The sequence below is a fragment of the Sphingomonas sp. PvP018 genome (genome assembly GCF_017876865.1).
GTDB classification, from domain to species: Bacteria; Pseudomonadota; Alphaproteobacteria; order Sphingomonadales; family Sphingomonadaceae; genus Sphingomonas; species Sphingomonas aerolata.
This window is the reverse complement of sequence record NZ_JAGIOU010000001.1, coordinates 2,467,999-2,488,192: the sequence shown is the minus strand read 5'-3', so window position 1 is coordinate 2,488,192 and position 20,194 is coordinate 2,467,999. Positions and strand designations below refer to the sequence as shown.

The following is a 20,194-nucleotide window of genomic DNA, read 5'->3' as shown; positions in this document are numbered from 1 at the left end:
CCGATGCGCCGGGACGCGGAACGTCAGGGCGTCAGGACCGTATCGACAGCCTCCGGCAGCATCTGCGGATAATCGAGCGTGTAGTGCAGCCCACGGCTTTCGTGACGGTGCAGCGCCGAGCGCACGATCAGTTCGGCGGTCTGGAGCAGGTTGCGCAGTTCGATCAGGTCGGGCGTGACGCGGAAATGCTGGTAATATTCGGCGACCTCCTCGTTCAGCATCGCGATCCGGTGCTGCGCGCGCTCGAGCCTTTTGGTGGTACGGACGATGCCGACATAGTTCCACATGAAGCGGCGGATCTCGGTCCAGGTCTGCTTGATCACCACTTCCTCGTCGGAATCGGTGACGCGGCTCTCATCCCAGGGACGGATCGGCGGCGGCGGGGGCAGGCTGTCCCAATCGGCGGCGATGCTGTCCGCCGCGGCCTCGCCGAACACGAAGCATTCGAGCAATGAGTTCGACGCCAGCCGGTTCGCGCCGTGCAACCCCGATTCGGTGCACTCCCCCGCCGCGTAGAGCCCGGGAAGGTCGGTCTTGCCATGCTCGTCGACGACGATCCCGCCACAGGTGTAATGCTGGGCGGGGACGACCGGGATCGGCTGCGTCGTCATGTCGATCCCGACCGTCAGCAGCTTTTCGTGAATGTTCGGAAAATGATGCCGGATGAAGTCGGCGGGCATGTGGCTGATGTCGAGATGGACGTAATCGAGCCCGTAGCGCTTGATCTCGGCGTCGATCGCGCGCGCGACGATATCGCGCGGCGCCAGCTCCATCCGGACGGGATCATAATAGGTCATGAAACGCTTGCCGGTGGTCGGGTTGATCAGCCGTCCGCCTTCGCCGCGCACCGCCTCGGTGATCAGGAAGTTCTTGACCTCCAGATTGTAGAGGCAGGTGGGGTGGAACTGCATCATCTCCATGTTCGACACGCGCGCGCCCGCGCGCCAGGCCATCGCGATGCCGTCGCCCGTCGCGCCGCGTGGCGCGGTCGAGAACAGGTAAGTGCGGCCCGCACCCCCGGTCGCGAGGATCGTCGCGCGCGCCGTGTAGAGCGCGACGCGTCCGGTGCCGCGGTCGACCGCATAGACGCCCCAGACCCGGCCCGCGCCCGAATAGCGCATCTCGTGCCGCCCGGTGGCAAGGTCGATCGCGACCTGGTCGGGGACCAGCGTGATGTTGGGATGCGCCTCGGCGGCCCTCTGCAGCGCCTCCTGCACCGCCCAGCCGGTCGCGTCGGCGACATGGACGATCCGCCGATGGCTGTGGCCGCCCTCGCGCGTCAGGTGCAGCGCGTTCCCCTCGGTCTCGAACGGCACGCCGAGATGCGTGAGCCGTTCGATCGCGGCGGGGGCGCCCTCGACCACCATCTCGACGATCCCGCGGTCGTTCAGCCCGGCGCCGGCGACCATCGTGTCCTCGACATGATTCTCGAACGTGTCGCCGGGTTCGAGTACCGCGGCGATCCCGCCCTGCGCCCAAGCGGTCGACCCTTCGTTCAGCGCCCCCTTGGCAAGCACGGTGACGGTGAAACGGTCGGCGAGGGTGAGCGCCGCGGTCAGCCCGGCCGCGCCGGAACCGATGATGAGAATGTCGCTGGTCATGCGGCTCGGGATCCGGGGCAGGGGACAGGGTGATGCGGGGTCCTGCTGTTGCACGAAAGTGAGACCACAGGACAGGGGTGTGTTCGGATCGATCGCCCGGACTTACGCTTGGCCGCCCTTCTTCGTCTCCGGCATCGCAATCATGTAAAGCAGGAACCCGGCCCCCGCGATCGCCGCAAGCGTGAGGAAGTTCGCGCTATAGCCTGCCCAGACGATGATCGATCCCGCCAGCGTCGCCGACAGCGCTGCGCCGAGCCCTTGCGTCGTCGCGACCGCGCCCTGACTGACGTTGAACCGGCCGCTGCCCTCGGTCAGGTCGGCGATCACGACGGGGAACAGGGCACCGAAAATACCCGCGCCGACGCCGTCCAGCGCCTGCACACCGACCAGCCAATAAGGGTCGTCGGACAGCGTGTAGAGCGCGCCGCGCGCGGCGAGGAATCCGAAGGCGACGAGGAACAGCGGCTTGGTGCCGAGCCGTTCGGTATGACGCCCGACGAAGATCGCGACGGGCACCATCACGAGCTGTGCCGCGACGATGCACGCGGCGGTCAGCGACGTCGCCTGATCCTTGCCGACGGTGCGCGCGAGCAGCTGGCTGACCGAGGTCAGCATCGCGGCATTCGCCAGATGGAAGAGGAACGCGATCACCGCAAAGGTCATTAGCGGGCGGTTCTCGATCAGCGTCTTCCAGCCGCTCGGCTCGTCGCAGTCCGCATCGGGCTCGCAGTCGAGGCCACGCGCGACGGCATTGTCGATATCGTCGTTGTGGAGCCGCGTCGCGGTGACGATGCTGGCGACGGTCAGCGCGCCCATCAGCCAGAAGACCACGACCGGTCCGAACTTCCAGGCCAGCACACCCGCGAGCCCGGCGGACACCGCGTTGCCGGCATGGTTGAACGCCTCGTTACGGCCGACCCGCTTGGCGAACATCTTCGGCCCGACCAGACCGAGCGTGATCGCCGAGATCGCGGGGGCGAAGATCGCGCCGGCGACGGCGGCGACCGACTGGGTGATGGTCACCACCGTGAAGCCCGTGACGAACGGCAGCGATACGCTGGCCAAAGTCACCAACAACGCTGCCGCCATGACGATCCGCGGCTTGTTGCGGCTCTTGTCGATCAGGCTGCCGGCGGGCGTCTGCGCGATCAGGCCGACGATCCCGGCGATCGTCAGGACCAGCCCGACCGTCGCCTCGTTCCAGCCATGCGCGGGGCCGCGGACCGCGACCAGATAGATGGCGAGATAGGGCCCGAGCCCGTCGCGCACATCAGCAAGGAAGAAGTTCAGCGCGTCGAGCGTGCGTCCCGCCGGCGCATGACGGTGCGGAGCTTTGCCGCCGGGGGGGTGGCGGGAGGGTAGGGAAGCGGAGAGGGTCGCCATGGTCGGTCCTTGATCCTGGAAAAGAGGGGGCGGGCAGAGGGGAGCGTCGAGGGTCAGCCGATCAGCAGGCGCGTGCCGAGCGCGGCGGCGAGCGCGGGAATCATCGTCACCGCGCCGACCTTCAGGAAGCGCAGGAACCCGACATCGAGGCCTTCGCGGCGGATTGCCTGGAGCCACAGGATCGTCGCAAGCGACCCGGTGATCGACAGGTTGGGGCCGAGATCGACGCCGATGAGCAAGGCGTCGACGACGACGCGCGGCGGCTGCGCCTGCGCGACCGCGGTGCTCGCGATCAGCCCGGCGGGAAGATTGTTGACTAGGTTCGACCCGAAGGCGAGCAGGGTCCCCGCGGTCAGGGCTGCACGCGCCGGATCGGCGGCCTCTGCACGCAACCACGCAGCGACGTGGCCGATGACGCCGCTATGATCGAGCGCCTCGACCAGTACGAACAGCCCGGCGACGAGCGGCAGCACGCTCCACGACACGTCGCGCACGACCAGGAGGGGTGACATGCGGACCAGCAGGCAGATGGCGAGCGTCGTCGCGACCCCGGCGATGCAGGTCGGCAGCCCGAGTTGCAGGTCGAATGCCGAGGCCAGCAGCAGCACGACCGCGGTGACGACGATCCCCGCCAGCGCCGCCTTGCCGCCGATGGTCAGCGGCGTACGTGCGATCTCCGTCTCGCACTGTCCGACGAGCCGCGCACGCTCGGTCCAGCGGAGCGCGACATAGGTCACGACGATCGCCGCGACCGATGGCAGCGCGAACGACGCGAACCACTGGCCGAGCGGGGGCATCGTGCCGCCATAGAGCACGAGGTTCGCCGGATTGGAGATGGGCAGCACGAAGCTTGCCGCGTTGGCGATGAGCGCGCAGGCGAACAGCAGCGGCAGCGGATCCGCCTTGGCCTTGCGTGCGGCGGCATAGACGGCGGGCGTGAGCACGACCGCGGTGGCGTCGTTCGACAGGAAGGTCGTGGTGACGATCCCGGTGACGTAGACGAGCGCGAACAGGCGGGCGGGCGACCCTCTTGCGCCGCGCGCGGCGGTCGCGGCGATCCAGTCGAACAGGCCCTGCTGGCGCGCGGTCTCGCTGAGCAGCATCATGCCGATCAGGAAGAGATACACGTCCATGCCCTTGCCGATCGCGGCCAGCCCGGCGGCGACCGGCAACAGACCCAGCGCGAGCAGCGCGACCGCGCCGGCGACCGCCCAGACCGCTTCGGGCAGGCGGAACGGGCGCGCGATCACCCCGGCCGTCGCCGCCGCGCAGATTGCCCAGGTCAGACCAATCCCGGGTGTCACGCGCAGCGTCCGTCGCTGCTTCCAATGCGGCACCGATCCGGCGCGACACGGCAGTCATTATCGCCACGATGACCAGCATAGCCGGTCATCACCCTGGTCGTCGCCATGGTCTTTTCAGACTAGGCGGCGTGATCGGGAAGTGTTGTTGCCCTAATGATTGTGTTACGCATCGATCCGGCCCCTGACATGACTTGCCGACAACTGGTGTCAGGCGCGACAACACAGCAGCAGGGGCAAAGGGCCCCGCTGCGATCGTGACAAATCGTTCATGTGGCGATCGGACCCGGATCGACGGGTTTATCGCCTGTTCCCAGCGGCTTGATTGCAGCGGCTTGGCGGCGAGCGGCGGCTAGGCCGGGGCCCGTCCTGCAGGACGTGGCCCCGGCGTCGTGGGTCGATCAGAGGAAGCGGTTGATCAGGTTTTCGAGGCGTTCCTGCTGGCCCGAAACCGGCTTCGGATCGATGTCGCGCTCGACCGCGAGATCGGCGATACCGGCCAGATCGAGCCCGCCGATCGTGCTGCCGAAGTCACCGTCCCAGCCGGCATAGCGCTTGGCCTTGATCGCATCGACCCGACCATCTTCGATGATCGCGGCGGCGGCGAGCAGCCCCTTCGCGACGACGTCGATGCCGCCGACATGGCCGTAGAACAGATCGGCCGCGTCCATGCTCTGGCGCCGGACCTTGGCGTCGAAGTTGAAGCCGCCGGTGGTGAAGCCGCCGCCGCGCAGGATCTCGACCATCGCCAGCGTGAGTTCCTCGACCGAATTGGGGAACTGGTCGGTATCCCAGCCATTCTGTGGATCGCCGCGATTGGCATCGATCGAACCGAAGATGCCGAGCGCGTTGGCGGTCGCGATCTCGTGCTCGAAGGTATGCCCCGACAGCGTGGCGTGGTTCGCCTCGATGTTGACGCGCACCTCATTCTCGAGCCCGTAGCGCTTGAGGAAGCCGTACACCGTCGCGGTGTCGAAGTCGTACTGATGCTTGGTCGGCTCGTGCGGCTTGGGTTCGATCAGGATCGTGCCGGTGAAGCCGATCTTGTGCTTGTGCTCGACGACGAGGCTCAGGAAGCGGCCGAAATTGTCGAGTTCGCGCTTCATGTCGGTGTTGAGCAGCGTCTCATAGCCTTCGCGACCGCCCCACAGCACGTAGTTCTGGCCGCCGAGGCGATGCGTCGCCTCGAGCGCGTCGCGGACCTGCAGCGCGGCAAAGGCATAGACTTCGGGATCGGGGTTGGTCGACGCGCCCGCGGCATAGCGCGGATGGCTGAACGCGTTGGCGGTGCCCCAAAGCAGCTTGCGGCCCGACGCGGCCTGGAGCTGTTCGAGATGGTCGACGGCTTCGGCGAAGAAGCGGCGATGCTCGGTCACGTTGGCGGCATCCGCCATGACGTCGACGTCGTGGAAGCAGTAATAGGGCACGTCGAGCTTCTTGAAGAAGTCGAACGCGACCTCGCGCTTGTGCGCCGCGGCGGCCGAATCGTTGGCGCCGGCATGCCAGGGGCGGTTGAACGTGCCCCCGCCGAACACGTCCGACCCCGGCCAGCAGAAGGTGTGCCAGAAGCACGCGGCGAAGCGCAGATGCTCCTCCATCGTCTTGCCGAGCACGACCTTGCTCTTGTCGTAATAGCGATAGGCGAGCTCGTTGCTGCTGTTGGGGCCCTCATATTTGATCTGGGGGATATCGGCGAAGAAGTCGGACATCGGGAATTCCTATGACTTGGGGGTGATACGGGGATAGGCCTGGCGGAACGCCGCCTTTTTCTCGGCGAGCGCGGCGACGAGTGCGGGGTCGGGGGCGATGCGGTGCGACACGGGCGGTGCGACGCAGACGGTCGCGGGATCGCCGCCATCGACACCGAGCTGCGCGAGCCGCGCGGCGCCGAGCGCGGGGCCGACCTCGCCGCCCTGGAGATAGACGAGTTCGACCTCCATCGCCGCGGCGAGCACCGCACCCCAGTAGCGCGAGCGCGCGCCGCCGCCGATGACCGCGAGGCGTTCGACCGTCGTCCCCGCCGCACGCAGCACGTCGAGCCCGTCGGCGAGCGCGAAGGCGACGCCCTCGAGCACCGCCTGCGACAGACGGCCGGCATCGGTGTCGTTGTCGAGCCGGAGGAACGCGCCGCGGACTTCGGCATCATTGTGCGGCGTACGCTCGCCCGACAGATAGGGGAGGAAGATCTCGGGGCCGCTGGCGGGACCGGCGGCTTCGGCGCGTGCGAACAGGTCGGCCGGGCCGGTCGCGCCGGTGATTCTCGCGACCCAGTCGATGCACGACGCAGCCGACAGATGGACCGACATCTGGTGCCACATGCCCGGCAGCGCGTGGCAGAAGGCATGGACCGCGCTATCGGCGTTGGGACGGAACTCCTTCGTCGCGACGAAGATCACGCCCGAGGTGCCGAGCGAGAGCAATGCGTCGCCGTCCGCGACCACGCCGACGCCGACCGCACCCGCGGCATTGTCGCCGCCCCCCGCCGCGACGGGGACCGGCGGCATGCCCCAGAGTTCGGCGACCTCGGCGGTCAGCGTGCCGGTGATCTCGGAGCCTTCGTACAGCCGTGGCATCTGCGCCTGCGTCAGTCCGCACGCGGCCAGCAGCGCGTCGCTCCAGCTCCGCGCGGCGACGTCGAGCCACAGGGTCCCTGCGCTGTCCGACAGGTCGGACGCCTTGTCGCCGGTCATCAGCAGGCGGACATAGTCCTTGGGCAGCAGCACGGTCGCGATCTTTGCGAAGATCTCGGGCTCATGCTCGCGCACCCAGAGCAGCTTGGGCGCGGTGAAGCCCGGCATCGCGATGTTGCCCGCGATTGCGCGCAGATCGGGCACCGCACGCTCCATCGCTTCGCACTCAGCAAAGCTGCGGCCGTCGTTCCACAGGATCGCGGGGCGTAAAGGGCGGTCGTCGGCGTCGAGCAGGGTCGCGCCGTGCATCTGCCCGGCAAGCCCGACGCCGCGGACCGAGCGGCGGACGGCCGGGTCGATGGCCTGGACCGCGGCGGTCGTCGCGTGCCACCACGCATCGGGATCCTGTTCGGACCAGAGCGGATGCGGGCGCTGGACGCTCAGCGCGGCGACGCCCTGGCCGACGACGCTGCCGGCCTCGTCGAGCACCACGGCTTTTACGCCGGAAGTGCCGATGTCGATCCCGAGGAACATCAGTTGACGAACGGATCGATGGTGGGGATCGAGCCGTCGGGCGCGAACTTCAGCTCGGTCACCTTGACGTTGCGCAGGTGGTTCTTGTTGCTCAGCTGCGTGTCCGCATAGAACAGCCACCATTTCTTGTTCCACTCGATGATCGAATGGTGGCTCGTCCAGCCCTGCACCGGCTTCAGGATATGCCCCTTGTAGGTGAACGGCCCGTACGGATTGTCGCCGGTCGCATAGTTCAGGAAGTGCGTGTCGCCGGTCGAGTAGGTGTAGTAATATTTGCCGCCGCGCTTGAAGACCCACGACGCCTCGAAGAAGCGCCGCTCATGATCGCCGCCAAGGACGGGCTTGCCGGCCTCGTCGAGGATCTGGACGTCGCGCGGCGTCTCGGCAAAGCTCTTCATGTCGGGGTTCAACCGCGCGATCTTGCCTGACAGCGCGGGCTGGTCGTCCTGGCCGAGATCGGTGTCGGAGCCGTTGGGGTCGAACTTGCCGTCCTTCCAGCGCTGCAGCTGGCCACCCCAGATGCCGCCGAAATACATGTAGCTGGCGCCGTTCGCGTCGGTGAACACCGCGGGATCCATCGAGAAGCTGCCCGCGATCGGCTTGGGGTCCGCCTTGAACGGGCCGACCGGGCTCTTCGACGTCGCGACGCCGATGCGGAAGGTGCCGAGCCCGTTCTTGTCGAGCTGTTTGTCGCGCACCGGGAAATACAGATAATAGGTGCCGTTCTTATAGGCCGCGTCGGGCGCCCACATCTGCTGCGACGCCCAGGGCACGTCCTTCACGTCGAGCGCGACGGGGTTCACCTTCACCGGCCCGCCGATCCGGTCCATCGACAGCACGCGGTAGTCGCGCATCGCATATTGGTTGCCCAGATCGTCGTCGGCGGTCGTCACGTCGATGTCGTGGCTCGGATAGACATAGATCTTGCCGTTGAAGACATGCGCGGACGGGTCGGCGGTGTAGATGCTGGTGACCAGCGGCTGCGACAGATAGCGCTTGCCCTCGGGGCTGCGCGGTTCGCCCTGCGGCTTGGCGGCGGACTGTGCCGTCGCGGCCCCGCCCGTGAACAATGTGGGTGCGAGACCCGCCAGCACGGGAATGACCAGAGCGGAGGCGGCCAGCAACGGGACTGCGCGCGCACGGCGGGCGGGCATGGGGAAACGGAGGCGCATGACCTTATGATCCTTCCTAAGAGCTGGTCTTCTACGAGACCTGTCCTCCGCCGGGGCGGGAGATAGCGCTATCATATCCCTCTCGTGCGCCGGAGCAAGGGGGTTCCGCATCGTCGCGCACGAAAAATACCCCATGAAAAGAACGGCAGGCGTCTCGCAACGGGGCGAGCCGTCCATCGAAGCCCGACGACGATGACCGACTCGGGATCGGATCGCGTGGGGCTTTGCCGCATCAAGGGGGTGCGCTAACGGTTGGTACATGAACACTTCCTCGATCGGCCGCGTCAAGACGTCGCGGCGCACCGGCGGCGCGCCGACCATCAGCGACGTCGCGCGACTCGCCGGGGTCTCGCCGATGACCGTGTCGCGCGTGATCAACGGCACGAGCAATGTGCGCGCCGCGACGCGCGATGCGGTGACTCACGCGATCGCGACGTTGAACTATGCGCCCAACCCGGCCGCGCGCAGCCTGGCCGGGGCGGGGCAGGTCCGCATCGGCCTGCTGTACAGCAACCCGAGCGCGGGCTTTCTCAGCGAGTTCCTGCTCGGCAGCCTCGACCAGGCGGCGCGCAGCGACGTGCAGATCATCATCGAGAAATGCGACCTGGGCGAGCATGAGATCGCGGTGACGCGTCACCTGATCGAGGGCGGGATCGACGGCATCATCCTGCCGCCGCCGCTGTGCGAGGCGGATGCGGTGCTCGACCTGCTGGCGGCGGCACAGGTCCCGACCGTGTCGCTGGCGAGCGGGCTGCCCGTACCCGACATGCTCGCGATCCGCATCGACGACCGCGAGGCGGCGCTGACGATGACCCGGCACATCATCGCGCTGGGCCACCGCCGGATCGGCTTCATCACCGGCAACCCGAATTTGTCGTCGAGCGCGCGTCGGCTCGAAGGCTATGCGGCGGCACTGGACGAGGCCGGGATCGCACGCGACGACTCGCTGATCGCGCACGGGCTGTTCACCTACCGATCGGGGCTCGATGCCGCCGAGACGCTGCTGGGCCTCGCCGAGCAGCCATCGGCGATCTTCTCGTCGAACGACGACATGGCCGCCGCGACGGTCGCGGTCGCGCATCGGCGCGGGCTCGACGTGCCGGGCGACCTGACGGTGTGCGGGTTTGACGACACGACCCTGTCGACCGCGATCTGGCCCGAATTGACGACGATTCATCAGCCGATCGCGGACATGGCGCGATCGGCGGTCGAAATGCTCGCCTCGACCATTCGCCGGTCGCAGGCGATCGATCCGCAGGACCGGCACAAGACGTTCGATTTCACTCTGATCCGGCGGCAGTCCGACTCGGCACCGCGGCGCAGGCCCAAGGTCTCCGTCGACTGATCCGTCGCCTGCCCTTGATCAATGATAGCGATATCATAGATCAGGGGTAGGAGTCGATCAGGCGCGGGTGCGCTGCTTCACCGCGTGATCGGCGGCGCGCGCAGTCAGCGCCATGAAGGTGAGCGACGGATTGACGCAGGAGGCCGAAGCCATCTGCGCGCCGTCGGTGACGTAGAGGTTGGTGGCCTCGTGCGCGCGGCTCCACGCGTCGAGCACCGAGGTGCGCGGATCGCGCCCCATGCGCGCGCCGCCCATCTCGTGGATCGCGTCACCGGGGACGTGCTCCTGTTCCGAACTCTTGACGTTGGTCAGCCCGGCACCGCGGAGCATCGCCTCACCCTGCGCCCGCGCATCGGCCATCATCTTGAGTTCATTGTCGTGGAAGCGCACGTCGAACCGGAGCAGCGGCACGCCGAACCGGTCGACCTTCGACGCATGCAGCGACACATGGTTGTCGGCATAGGGCAGGCATTCGCCGAACGCGCCCATGCTGAAGTGCCACGGCGCATAGTTGCGCATCCCGTGCTTCATCGAAGCGCCGAACCCGACGGGTGCCGCGGGCGTGCGATAGGCGCCGCCCTGATAGCCATAGCCGCGTTTGAAGCCGACGCCGTCGTCGCCGCCAATGTTGCGGAAGCGCGGGATGTAGACGCCCCCCGGGCGGCGACCATATTCGATGAACTCCTGCATCCCGCCGATCTCGCCGTCGACCCCGACGCGGAAGATATGGTCCATCACATAGCGGCCGAGCGTGCCGCTCGTGTCGAAATGGCTGCGATCGCTGCCCGCCGGACGCGAATTGAGCAGGATCTGCGTCGATGCCATCGCCGAGGCGCAGAGGAAGACGAGGTCGGCCTGGACCGACTGCGCCTGGCCGGTCTTGGTATCGATGTAGCGGACGCCGGTCACGCGCTTGGCCTTGGGATCATAATCGAGGCTGGTGACGACCGCGTCCGACTGCAGCGTCAATCGGCCGGTCGCGCGCGCCGCGGGCAGCGTCACCGCCTGGGTTGAGAAATAGGCGCCGAACGAGCAGCCATTGCTGCACTGGTTGCGGAACTGGCATTTGGTCCGGTTCTGCTCGGGCTTGTCCTCGGTCATGTTGGACAGGCGCGTGTTGATCAGCTTGCGACCGGGGAAGCGGCTTTCCAGATTCTGCTTCAGCCACTTCTCTGCGACGTTCATCGGGATGGGTGGCTGGAATTCGCTGTCCGGCAGATAGGGCAGATTCTCGCGCGAGCCGGACACGCCGATATATTTCTCGACATAGCTGTACCAGGGCGCGACGTCGCCATAGCGGATCGGCCAGTCGCCATCGATCCCGTCGCGCTTGTTCGCCTCGAAATCCTCCTCGCTCCACCGGAAGCACCAGCGCCCCCAGATCAGCGACTTGCCGCCGACCGCCGCGGGCCGGATCCAGTAGAATTTGCTACCCTCGTCATAGGCATAGGGGTTCAGCCGGTCGTCATTGTAGAAGGCGCGGTTGCTGGGTGCGACATAGCCGTGCTTGGCGATGAAATAATCGCTTTTGACGAGCGCCGGGGGCATGATGTTCCGCGCAGGCACCTCGTAGGCGGGCTTGCCATCATAGGCATAGCCTTCGCCGTGCTCGACCATCACGCCGCGGTCGAGCATCAGGACGCGCAGGCCCTTTTCGGTGAGTTCCTTCGCAGCGAACCCGCCGCTCACGCCCGATCCTATGACGATCGCGTCGAACCTGTTGGTTGCGGCCATGGTCTTGGTCTCCTGTCTCGATCAGAAGCGCAGTGCGCGCAGCGTCCGGAAGCTGGTGGTGATGTCGGGCAGATAGGGCGCGGGCGCCTGGTCGTTCTCGACGTAGAAATGCTGCACGCCGGCGCCCGACTTGCGCTTGAACAGCGCGGCAAAGTCGAGCGTGCCCTGGCCGACCGCGGTCATGCTGCGATCGGGGCGCATGTCCTTGACGTGATAGGCGTAGAGGCGGGTGGACAGCCGGTCGATCAGCGCCGCGGGATCCTCGCCCGCATGCGCCGCCCAGTAGATATCGAGCTCGAGCTTGACGAGCGCGGGATCGGTTTCCCTGAGCAGGCGGTCGTACAGGCTGACCCCGCCGGGCCGGATCGTGAATTCGAAATCATGGTTGTGATAGGCAAAGCCGAACCCCGCCGACTTCAACTGAGTCGCGAAACGATTGAAATTGGGGAGCGCGGCGTTCCAGCCCTGTTCGTTGCGATGTTCGTCGGTCATGTACGGCAGCACGACGGTCTTCGCACCGAGCGTCCTCGCCATCGCCACCGACGGTTCGAACCGCTGAAGCAGCGCATCATAGCCGATATGCACCGAGGGTGCGGTCAGGCCGAGCCGGTCCATGGTCTTGCGCAACAGCGCGTGATCCATCGTCTCGTACCCGCCGCCGCCGAATTCGACCTCGCGGTAGCCGATCCGCGCGACCGCCTCGAGCGTGGCGACGGGGTCCTTCGCGAACAGCTCGCGTACGGTATAGAGCTGCAGGCCGATCGCCTTGAGCTGTGCGGCGGACGCGGGGGAGATCGAGCGATCGACCAGCGCGAGCGCCGCCACCGCACCGGTGCCCGTAAGCAGGGTTCTACGGCTGAGGATCATGAGGAATACACCTTGTTGACCTGGGAATAGGGGAAGGCACCGTTATATTCGCCGGGGACCGGCAGATATTCGCGTTCCTGCGTGATGCCGATTTCGGACGTGTAGTAACCGGTGATGACGAGCTGCCGGAATGCGGTGAAGAACGCGCCGCCCGACGGCAGGCCGTCGTTCATCGCCAGAGTGAGCAGCGCGTCGTGCTGTGCCGCGGTCGCCCGGGCGCCGGCGACCTTATAGTCCTGCAGACAGCGCGCCTCGATCGCGTCGAGCCCGGCGATGATCGGCACGCGGTCCTCGGGCCGGGCCCAGTCGGCCAGCAGTTTTTCGATGAAGGCAGGGACGTCCGCCGCGATCGCGCCGGGGGTATCGGTGGTCGGCAGGACCCGCTCGCTGAGCGCGGTCATCAGTGCACGTTGGGCAGGCGTGAAGACCGGCGCGCTCGGTGGCCCTTCGCTGATCGGCGGGATAGCGCCCGCCGGCTGCTGCGCGAGCCCGGCCGCGCGCGCGATCGGGGCATAGAGCGCTGCGCCGAACATGCCGGCGACACCGGCCAGCGCGGTTCTGCGATCGATCATTTACCGTCCTTTCCAAGATCCTGCGCGATTGCCGCATCGGTCAGCGGGCGAATCCAGATGTTGCGGAACGCCACGGGGGAATCATGGTCCTGCAGCTGGATCGGTGCCGCATCGGGATGCGCGGTATAGCGTGCGACATGGCGCCAGTTGGTCGTGCCGAGCATCGCCTGATGATTCTGGACGAGCACGCCGTTGAGCAAAGCGGTCACGTAAGCCGGCCGAACCAGACTGCCGTCGGCGGCAAAGCGCGGCCGCTCGAACACGATGTCGTAGGTCTGCCATTCGCCCGGCTTGCGCGCCGGGTTCACCAGCGGCGGCTTCCAGCCATAGACCCCGCCCACCGTGCCATCGGCATAGGTCGGGTTCCGATAGCCGTCGAGGATCTGCAACTCGTAGCGCTGCATGAACCAGATGCCGCTATTGCCGCGGTCCTGCGAACTCTTGGTCGGCGGATTGGGCGAGCGGAATTCGAGATGCATCTGCACGTCGCCGAAGCTCTGTTTCGAGACGAGATTGTTCTCGCCGCCGCTTTTTGCGCGCGACGGGATTATCAGCGCACCGTTCTCTATCGGCCAGGCGATGCGATCGGGCTTCCACGCATCGAGTGAACGGCCGTCGAACAGCACGATCGCGTCGGCGGGCGGACCGCCGGGGGCGGCGGCGGGCGCGACGGCGACGGGCGCAGGGCGGTCGGCGTCGTGGACACGCCATTGGCCGCCGGGCAGCATCGGCGTGTCCTTGAAGCCCGGCTTGTCCTGCGCGGCAACGGACCCCGTTGTCGTCAGTGCCATCGCCGCAACGACCCCCGCCATCACATAGTCCCTCATGCTCTTCCCCCTCATGCCGCGTCGATCGCGCGATAGGCGGCGATCAGGCGATCCTCGCCTGCGCGTCCCGCCACCGAATTGCCGTGTTCCATGCCGATTACCCCCGCATAGCGCCGGCCGCGCAGCCAGCGGACGATCGCGGCATAGTTGATCTCGCCCGTCATCGGCTCGTTGCGGCCGGGATTGTCGCCGAACTGGAGATAGCCGATCTCGCTCCAGCAGGCGTCGAGCGTGGGGATCAGATTCCCCGACTGGATCTGCTCATGGTAGAGGTCGGCCAGGATCTTGACCGCGGGGCTGTTTGCACCGCGGGCGACCGCATAGCCCTGCGCGATCGTCTGCATATAGACGCCGGGATGGTTGGTGCGCGTGTTGAGCGGCTCCATCACCATCGCAATGCCGTGCGGCGCGACGATGTCGCCGGCCCGTCGCATGACGTCGATCACGCGCGCCGTCTGGATCTCGACCGGCAGTTTCGGGTCCATGAAGCCGGTGACCACGGTCATCCGGGTCGCGTTCAGCCGCTTGGCGACCGCGATCGACGCGCGGATATCGGTCAGAAACCCTTCGCGATCGGCGTCGTCATTGGCGCCCAGCAAGGGGCGCGACTTCGCCCATTTGGGCATGCTCGCGACGAAGACGCCCATCGTCATGCCGCGCTGCGACAATGCCCTGGCCATCCGCTCCTGGTCGGCGACGGGGCGGGCCGCGGCCTCATTGTCCTCCCAGGCGGTGAAGCCCTGGTCGGCGGCGAAGGCGATCTGCTCGATCAGTCCGCCGCGGCTCGCAAAGCAGCCCTCATGCGGCGCATAACCGAGCGAGAAGCGGGCGGCGGTCGTGCCGCGGCGCTGCGCGGCGATCCCCGCGGGCAGCAGCGACGCCCCGGCGCCGGCCGCGATCAGCGTGCGGCGGGAGAGCGTCATCGCCGGATCCGTCTCATTTCGCGCCCGCCGCCTTCAGATAGGCGATGATCGCGGCGCGCTTTGCGGGATCCGGGGTCGCGATCGGCATGCGCGAGCCGGGGACCTTCTTCGACGGGGCCGCGAGATATTCGCTCAGTGTCGCGTCGTCCCAGCGCAGCTTCGACGCCTTAAGCGCAGGCGAATAATTGAACCCCGGCGACGCAGCGGCGGCACGGCCGACCACGCCGTGAAGATTGGGGCCGATGCCGTTGCGGCCGCCCTTGTCGACCGTATGGCAGGCCCGGCACGCGGCAAAGGCCGGGGGCGCCGCGGCGGGCGTCGTCTGGGCGCTGGTCGGCGCGCAGACGGCCATGAGGGCCGCCGCGCCGATGCCGGCTGCGCCAAGCCCGATGAAGAATTTCATTCCGTCTCTCCAGGATAGAGCGGCGACCATTTGCGGTCCGATGCCGCGTTGGCGATCACCGCCTCGATAAACCGCATCGTGCGAAGCCCGTCGACGACGCCGGGGAACCAGCGTCCGCCCTCGCCGCGGACGGTTGCCGCAAAGGCGCGGTACAGATTGGCGAACGCCTCGATATAGCCTTCGGGATGGCCCGACGGGGTCCGCGTCAGCGCGACGACACCGGGCTGCAACGCGGGGCCGCCGGTGCGGACGATCTCGGCGGGGCGGTCGAGCCAGCGCATGACGAGCGTGTTCGGCTCCATCTGTGCCCATTCGAGGCCTCCACGCTCCCCATAGACTCGCAGCGTCAGCGCATTTTCCTCGCCGGCCGCGACCTGGCTCGCCTTCAGCATGCCGCGCGCACCGCCCTCGAACCGCAGCATCGCGCTGACATCGTCGTCGAGCCGGCGGCCCGGCACGTGCGTCGTCAGATCCGCCGAGACCGCCTCGACCCGCAGCGCGCAGACATGTTCGGCGAGGTGGAAGGCGTGCGTGCCGATATCGCCGAGACAGCCGCCCAGCCCGGCGCGGGCCGGGTCGGTCCGCCATTCGGCCTGGCGGTTGCCGTCGCCATCGATCGGCAGGCTGAGCCAGCCCTGCAGATATTCGACCTGGACGAGGCGGATCGCGCCGAGATCGCCGCGTGCGACGCGGGCGCGCGCCTCCTCGATCATCGGATAGCCGCTATAGGTGAAGGCGAGCGCGAAATGCCGGCCGCTGGTCTTGGCGGCGGCGGCGATCGCCTCTGATTCGGCGACGCTCATCGCCATCGGCTTTTCGCACAGCACGTCGAAGCCCGCGCCTAGCGCGGCGATCGCCATCGGCGCGTGGAGATGGTTGGGCGTGACGACCGCGACCGCCTGCGCGCGGATGTCTGCGGGCAGCGCGCTTTCGCCGGCGATCATCGCCTCGAACGACGCATAGACGCGTGCCGGGGCGAGCCCGAGCTGTGTGCCGGTGCGCGTGTTACGGCCGGCATCGGTGCTGAACGCGCCCGCGACGAGGTCCCATTCGCCGTCGAGCGCGGCGGCCATCCGGTGGACCGCGCCGATGAACGCGCCCTCGCCGCCGCCGACCATCGCGAGCCGCAGCCGGGTCATGCTTGGTCCTCGGCCAGCCCCAGAATCGCGCGGATCGATGCGCGATCGATTCCGCTGGCGGCGAAATCGTCGAACGAACGCTCGGTCAGGCGGATGATGTGATCACGGATGAACGGTGCGCCCTCGCGCGCGCCGTCCTCGGCCCGCTTGAGCGCGCACTCCCATTCGAGCACCGCCCAGCCGGCAAAGCCATATTGCGCCATCTTGCTGAAGATCGCAGAGAAATCGACCTGTCCGTCGCCGAGCGAACGGAACCGGCCGGCGCGGTCGACCCAGCTTTCATACCCGCCATAGACACCCGATCGGCCGGTCGGGTTGAACTCGGCATCCTTGACGTGAAAGCAGGATATCCGGTCGTGATAACGGTCGATGAAGTCGAGATAGTCGAGCTGTTGCAGCACGAAATGCGACGGGTCGAACAGGAGGCGCGCGCGCGGATGGTTGTCGACCGCGGCAAGGAAGCGTTCCCAGGACGCGCCGTCGTGGAGGTCCTCGCCCGGATGCACCTCGAACGCGCAGTCGACGCCGGCATCCGCAAACACGTCGAGGATCGGGGTCCAGCGCCGCGCGAGCTCGGCGAACGCCTCCTCGATCAGCCCGGCCGGGCGTTGCGGCCAGGGATAGACATAGGGCCAAGCGAGCGCGCCCGAAAAGGTCGCATGCGCGGACAGGCCGAGATTGGCACTCGCACGCGCAGCCAGCTTGACCTGTTCGACCGCCCATTGCTGGCGCTCGGCGGGCTTGCCGTGCAGCTCGGGCGGGGCGAACCCGTCGAACAGCGCGTCATAGGCGGGGTGGACCGCGACGAGCTGGCCCTGGAGATGCGTCGACAGCTCGGTGATCGCGATGCCGTGCGCGGCGAGCCGGCCGCTAAGATCGTCGCAATAGGTCTTGCTCTCGGCAGCCAGCGACAGGTCGATCAGCTGCGACGTGCAGGGGATCTGCACCCCGACATAGCCAAGTCCGGCAGCCCATTCGGCAAGTCCGTCGAGCGTGTCGAACGGCGGCTCGGTGCCGAGAAACTGGGCGAGAAAGATGGCTGGTCCGCGCAGTCCGGTCATGCTGCAATCTCCCGTCGGGTATCGTCGCGAAACAGGATCTGGAACAGCAGCGCGATCACGGCGGCGGCAATCGCGGGATACCACCACATATGCTGCCAGTCGGCGATGGTCGGGGCGGCGGGCAGCTGCGCATATAGCATCGCGCCGATCTGCGACCCGAGCAGCATGCCGACGCCATAGGTGAACAGCGTCAGCATCCCCTGCGCCTGTGCGTTCACCCCCTTGGGCGTCGCGATCGTGCCGGTGTAGATCGCGCCCGCGACGAAGAAGAAGTCGTAGCAGACGCCGTGCAGCGCGACGCCGAGATAGACCGCCCAGAGGCTCGACCCGCCGTCACCGATCGCGAACAGCGCGTAGCGGGCCGCCCAGGCGATCATCCCGACCAGCAGCAGCGGCTTCACGCCGAACCGGCGGTAGAGCCACGGCATCGAGAACATGAAGACCAGTTCGGACATCTGCCCGATCGCGAGCGTGCCGCCGACATTGGTGATGCCGGTCGCGCCGACATAGGGTGAGGCATAGGCGTAATACATGGCGAGCGGGATCGAGATCAGCGTCGCGCAGGTCATGAAAATCAGGAATGACCGCTGGCGGAGCAGACCGAAGGCCTCGACGCACAGGACCTGGCGCAGCACGCTTTCGTCACGCGGCGCGTCGGAGGCGACATTGGGCAACGTGAAGCTGTAGAGCCCGAGCGCGATCGAGACGATCGCCGCAACGCGGAAGATCTGCGGGCTGGCGGACAGTCCCGCCCAGCCGATGATCAGCCCCGCGGTGATCCAGCCGAGCGTTCCGAACGCACGCACGAACGGGAAGTTGTCGGTCCGATCACCAAAGCTCTTGAGTGCGATCGTGTTCGCAAGCCCCACGGTCGGCATGTAGAGGATCATGTAGCCGAGCAGCAGCCAGACGAAGCTGGCGCCGCGTTCGTGCGTCACGAACGACGGCAGCACGAACAGGATCGCGCCGCCGATGAGATGGAGGATGACCATCAGCATCTTCGGGCTGACATAGCGCGCCGCCGCCATGCCGAGCAGGAACGAGCCGACGATCGACGCGATCGGGCCGACTGAAAAGGCATTGCCGATCAGGTTGCCGATCCCGACGGTCTGCATCGCCAGCCCGAGCGTGACGTTCCACGCACCCCAGACGAAAAACTGCATGAACATAAGCGCACTGAGGCGCGCGGTGAGCATGCCGCCCGCCGCGGTGTCGACACCGCGCAAGCGGGCCGTTCCCAGATCGTCCGCTACCGCCATTCGCCACCTCTCAACCGCAGTTTTGCTGCTTGTCTGACATAAGGCTAGGTCGGCGAAGCATCGATGTAAAGGATTACATCGGTTATCGGTCGACAGCGGCAGCGGCCGGATCCATGACCCGGCGATGCCGACGATCATCGAAGTGGCCGCGATGGCTGGCGTCTCTACCGCAACCGTGTCGCGCGTGCTCAGCCGACCGGATCAGGTGTCCGAGAAGACCCGGCTGCGCGTGCTCGCGATCGTCCGGTCGTCGGGCTACGCCCCCAATGTCGCCGCGCGGAGCCTGCGCACGCTGCGCGCCGCCAAGATCCTGCTGACGGTCCCCGACATCTCGAACCCGTTCTTCGCCAGCGTCATCCGCGGCGCAGAGGAGGCGGCGCGCGACGCGGGCTATTCGGTCGTTGTCGGCGACACGCGGCATGATTCCGCGGTCGAGGATCAATATGCCGATATGCTGTCGCGTCGCGAGGTCGACGGGCTGATCTTCCTCGGCCATCGGCTCCCCGACAGCCTGGCGTCGCTGCTCGCGCGGGAGGGGGGTGCCGCACCGATCGTCAATGGCTGCGAATATAGTGCGGATCTCGGCGTCCCCAGCGTCCATATCGACAATGCGGCGGCGAGCGCGGAGGCGATCGCGCATCTCGCCGATCTCGGCCACCGGGCGATCGGCGTCGTCACCGGCCCCGAGATCAGTCCGATCAGCCGCGACCGTCTGGCGGGTGCGCTGCGGGCGGCCGAGCTGCGCGGTCTGCGCGACGCGCTGCACGTCGATATCGGCGATTATTCCGCGAGGTCGGCGTTCGTGGCCACGCGTGCGCTGCTCGCCGCCGGGGTGACGGCGATTTTCTGCTTCAGCGACGAGATGGCGCTGGGGGCGCTGAGCGCGATCGGCGAGGCCGGACTGTCCTGTCCGCGTGACGTGTCGGTCATGGGGTTCGACGATCTTCCGCTCGCACGCTATTTCCAGCCCGCGCTGACCACCATCGCGCAACCCAAGGGGATGATCGGCCGGCGTACCGTCGAGCTGCTCGTCGACATACTGCGCGGCGTCGAATGCCCGCGGCGGCAGACGACGCTCGCGCATACGCTCGTGGTGCGCGGCAGCACAGCCGGGCCGCGCACCGACCGCTAAGGCGCGCGCGCGGCACCGTCCGACGGGCCGCCCGCATCGTCCCTGAGGCCGCGTCCCGCCAAGCGCGCGCGCCGGATGTCGTCGACCGTGCCTCGGCCCCGGCGGACCGCCGCGCCTGCCCGACCCTCGACCATTCTCAGAAAATATGAAGTTTCAGCAGGCGCTTAATGGTGCGGCCCGTCAAAACTCTCATGAAGGCAGCGGGGCTCATCTATTAGATGCTTACAATATGTTCGGCCTTATGTTTGCCGATGAAGTCTATAGAATGATTGTAGATATTCAGAAAACAAGATTGTATTATTAGATCAAGA

Annotated in this window: 17 protein-coding genes; 2 read left to right on the top strand and 15 right to left on the bottom strand. The window is 67.1% G+C overall.

Annotated elements, in window-relative coordinates:
• Nucleotides 1-23: 23 nt before the first annotated feature.
• The 6 genes from nadB to J3A66_RS10840 form a co-directional block, all read right to left on the bottom strand.
• Entirely contained in the window at nt 24-1,601 is a 1,578-nt protein-coding gene (gene nadB / locus J3A66_RS10865; RefSeq protein WP_031440868.1) for an L-aspartate oxidase, read from the bottom strand.
• A gap of 102 nt (nt 1,602-1,703) precedes the next feature.
• Nucleotides 1,704-2,984, bottom strand: a complete 1,281-nt coding sequence (locus J3A66_RS10860) for an MFS transporter (protein ID WP_209568877.1) — start codon at nt 2,982-2,984, stop codon at nt 1,704-1,706.
• A gap of 53 nt (nt 2,985-3,037) precedes the next feature.
• Nucleotides 3,038-4,288 (bottom strand): arsenic transporter, encoded by a 1,251-nt coding sequence (locus J3A66_RS10855; RefSeq protein WP_348634033.1) that lies wholly within the window; start codon nt 4,286-4,288, stop codon nt 3,038-3,040.
• A gap of 398 nt (nt 4,289-4,686) precedes the next feature.
• Entirely contained in the window at nt 4,687-5,994 is a 1,308-nt protein-coding gene (gene xylA / locus J3A66_RS10850; RefSeq protein ID WP_159512150.1) for a xylose isomerase, read from the bottom strand.
• Nucleotides 5,995-6,003: 9 nt separating this feature from the next.
• Nucleotides 6,004-7,449, bottom strand: a complete 1,446-nt coding sequence (gene xylB, locus J3A66_RS10845; RefSeq protein WP_159512151.1) for a xylulokinase — start codon at nt 7,447-7,449, stop codon at nt 6,004-6,006.
• On the bottom strand, nt 7,449-8,621 hold the full coding sequence (locus J3A66_RS10840) for a glycoside hydrolase family 43 protein (RefSeq protein ID WP_245336797.1): 1,173 nt from the start codon (nt 8,619-8,621) through the stop codon (nt 7,449-7,451). Before J3A66_RS10840 ends, xylB begins: the two co-directional genes overlap by 1 nt.
• A gap of 259 nt (nt 8,622-8,880) precedes the next feature.
• Here J3A66_RS10840 and J3A66_RS10835 point away from each other — a divergent pair, with 259 nt between their 5' ends.
• Nucleotides 8,881-9,966 carry a LacI family DNA-binding transcriptional regulator gene (locus tag J3A66_RS10835; protein WP_031394103.1) on the top strand — a complete coding sequence of 362 codons (1,086 nt, stop codon included), beginning with the start codon at nt 8,881-8,883 and terminating at the stop codon, nt 9,964-9,966.
• Nucleotides 9,967-10,023: 57 nt separating this feature from the next.
• Here J3A66_RS10835 and J3A66_RS10830 read toward each other — a convergent pair whose 3' ends face one another.
• The 9 genes from J3A66_RS10830 to J3A66_RS10790 are packed head-to-tail and all read right to left on the bottom strand — an operon-like array spanning nt 10,024 to nt 18,751.
• Nucleotides 10,024-11,700 (bottom strand): GMC family oxidoreductase, encoded by a 1,677-nt coding sequence (locus tag J3A66_RS10830; protein WP_031440861.1) that lies wholly within the window; start codon nt 11,698-11,700, stop codon nt 10,024-10,026.
• A gap of 21 nt (nt 11,701-11,721) precedes the next feature.
• Nucleotides 11,722-12,567 carry a sugar phosphate isomerase/epimerase gene (locus J3A66_RS10825; RefSeq protein ID WP_031440860.1) on the bottom strand — a complete coding sequence of 282 codons (846 nt, stop codon included), beginning with the start codon at nt 12,565-12,567 and terminating at the stop codon, nt 11,722-11,724.
• Nucleotides 12,564-13,139, bottom strand: a complete 576-nt coding sequence (locus tag J3A66_RS10820) for a gluconate 2-dehydrogenase subunit 3 family protein (RefSeq protein WP_159512153.1) — start codon at nt 13,137-13,139, stop codon at nt 12,564-12,566. The genes J3A66_RS10825 and J3A66_RS10820 overlap by 4 nt, the downstream gene beginning before the upstream one ends.
• A complete protein-coding gene (locus J3A66_RS10815; RefSeq protein ID WP_192140909.1) occupies nt 13,136-13,966 on the bottom strand; it encodes a DUF1080 domain-containing protein in 831 nt (276 codons plus the stop codon). The genes J3A66_RS10820 and J3A66_RS10815 overlap by 4 nt, the downstream gene beginning before the upstream one ends.
• Nucleotides 13,967-13,977: 11 nt before the next feature.
• Nucleotides 13,978-14,889 (bottom strand): TIM barrel protein, encoded by a 912-nt coding sequence (locus J3A66_RS10810; RefSeq protein ID WP_209568875.1) that lies wholly within the window; start codon nt 14,887-14,889, stop codon nt 13,978-13,980.
• Nucleotides 14,890-14,902: 13 nt separating this feature from the next.
• A complete protein-coding gene (locus J3A66_RS10805) occupies nt 14,903-15,292 on the bottom strand; it encodes a c-type cytochrome (protein WP_082446874.1) in 390 nt (129 codons plus the stop codon).
• Nucleotides 15,289-16,431: a Gfo/Idh/MocA family oxidoreductase gene (locus J3A66_RS10800; protein ID WP_209568873.1), complete on the bottom strand. Its 1,143-nt coding sequence runs from the start codon at nt 16,429-16,431 to the stop codon at nt 15,289-15,291. Before J3A66_RS10800 ends, J3A66_RS10805 begins: the two co-directional genes overlap by 4 nt.
• Nucleotides 16,428-17,492, bottom strand: coding sequence for a sugar phosphate isomerase/epimerase (locus tag J3A66_RS10795; protein ID WP_209568871.1), 1,065 nt, complete (start codon nt 17,490-17,492; stop codon nt 16,428-16,430). The genes J3A66_RS10800 and J3A66_RS10795 overlap by 4 nt, the downstream gene beginning before the upstream one ends.
• Nucleotides 17,489-18,751 (bottom strand): MFS transporter, encoded by a 1,263-nt coding sequence (locus J3A66_RS10790; protein WP_209568869.1) that lies wholly within the window; start codon nt 18,749-18,751, stop codon nt 17,489-17,491. The genes J3A66_RS10795 and J3A66_RS10790 overlap by 4 nt, the downstream gene beginning before the upstream one ends.
• 124 nt (nt 18,752-18,875) lie before the next feature.
• Between J3A66_RS10790 and J3A66_RS10785 the strand changes: the two genes are divergently transcribed.
• On the top strand, nt 18,876-19,883 hold the full coding sequence (locus J3A66_RS10785) for a LacI family DNA-binding transcriptional regulator (protein WP_209568867.1): 1,008 nt from the start codon (nt 18,876-18,878) through the stop codon (nt 19,881-19,883).
• The last annotated feature ends 311 nt before the right edge of the window (nt 19,884-20,194 follow it).

Excerpts from the sequence above, each read along its gene's own strand:
- xylB (WP_159512151.1), bottom strand. The coding sequence starts at position 7,449 with ATGTTCCTCGGGATCGACATCGGCACTTCCGGCGTAAAAGCCGTGGTG.
- J3A66_RS10795 (WP_209568871.1), bottom strand. The coding sequence starts at position 17,492 with ATGACCGGACTGCGCGGACCAGCCATCTTTCTCGCCCAGTTTCTCGGC.
- J3A66_RS10860 (WP_209568877.1), bottom strand. The coding sequence starts at position 2,984 with ATGGCGACCCTCTCCGCTTCCCTACCCTCCCGCCACCCCCCCGGCGGC.
- J3A66_RS10810 (WP_209568875.1), bottom strand. The coding sequence starts at position 14,889 with ATGACGCTCTCCCGCCGCACGCTGATCGCGGCCGGCGCCGGGGCGTCG.
- J3A66_RS10800 (WP_209568873.1), bottom strand. The coding sequence starts at position 16,431 with ATGACCCGGCTGCGGCTCGCGATGGTCGGCGGCGGCGAGGGCGCGTTC.
- J3A66_RS10830 (WP_031440861.1), bottom strand. The coding sequence starts at position 11,700 with ATGGCCGCAACCAACAGGTTCGACGCGATCGTCATAGGATCGGGCGTG.
- xylA (WP_159512150.1), bottom strand. The coding sequence starts at position 5,994 with ATGTCCGACTTCTTCGCCGATATCCCCCAGATCAAATATGAGGGCCCC.
- J3A66_RS10820 (WP_159512153.1), bottom strand. The coding sequence starts at position 13,139 with ATGATCGATCGCAGAACCGCGCTGGCCGGTGTCGCCGGCATGTTCGGC.
- J3A66_RS10790 (WP_209568869.1), bottom strand. The coding sequence starts at position 18,751 with ATGGCGGTAGCGGACGATCTGGGAACGGCCCGCTTGCGCGGTGTCGAC.
- J3A66_RS10815 (WP_192140909.1), bottom strand. The coding sequence starts at position 13,966 with ATGAGGGACTATGTGATGGCGGGGGTCGTTGCGGCGATGGCACTGACG.
- J3A66_RS10835 (WP_031394103.1), top strand. The coding sequence starts at position 8,881 with ATGAACACTTCCTCGATCGGCCGCGTCAAGACGTCGCGGCGCACCGGC.
- J3A66_RS10785 (WP_209568867.1), top strand. The coding sequence starts at position 18,876 with ATGCCGACGATCATCGAAGTGGCCGCGATGGCTGGCGTCTCTACCGCA.
- nadB (WP_031440868.1), bottom strand. The coding sequence starts at position 1,601 with ATGACCAGCGACATTCTCATCATCGGTTCCGGCGCGGCCGGGCTGACC.
- J3A66_RS10825 (WP_031440860.1), bottom strand. The coding sequence starts at position 12,567 with ATGATCCTCAGCCGTAGAACCCTGCTTACGGGCACCGGTGCGGTGGCG.
- J3A66_RS10805 (WP_082446874.1), bottom strand. The coding sequence starts at position 15,292 with ATGAAATTCTTCATCGGGCTTGGCGCAGCCGGCATCGGCGCGGCGGCC.
- J3A66_RS10840 (WP_245336797.1), bottom strand. The coding sequence starts at position 8,621 with ATGCGCCTCCGTTTCCCCATGCCCGCCCGCCGTGCGCGCGCAGTCCCG.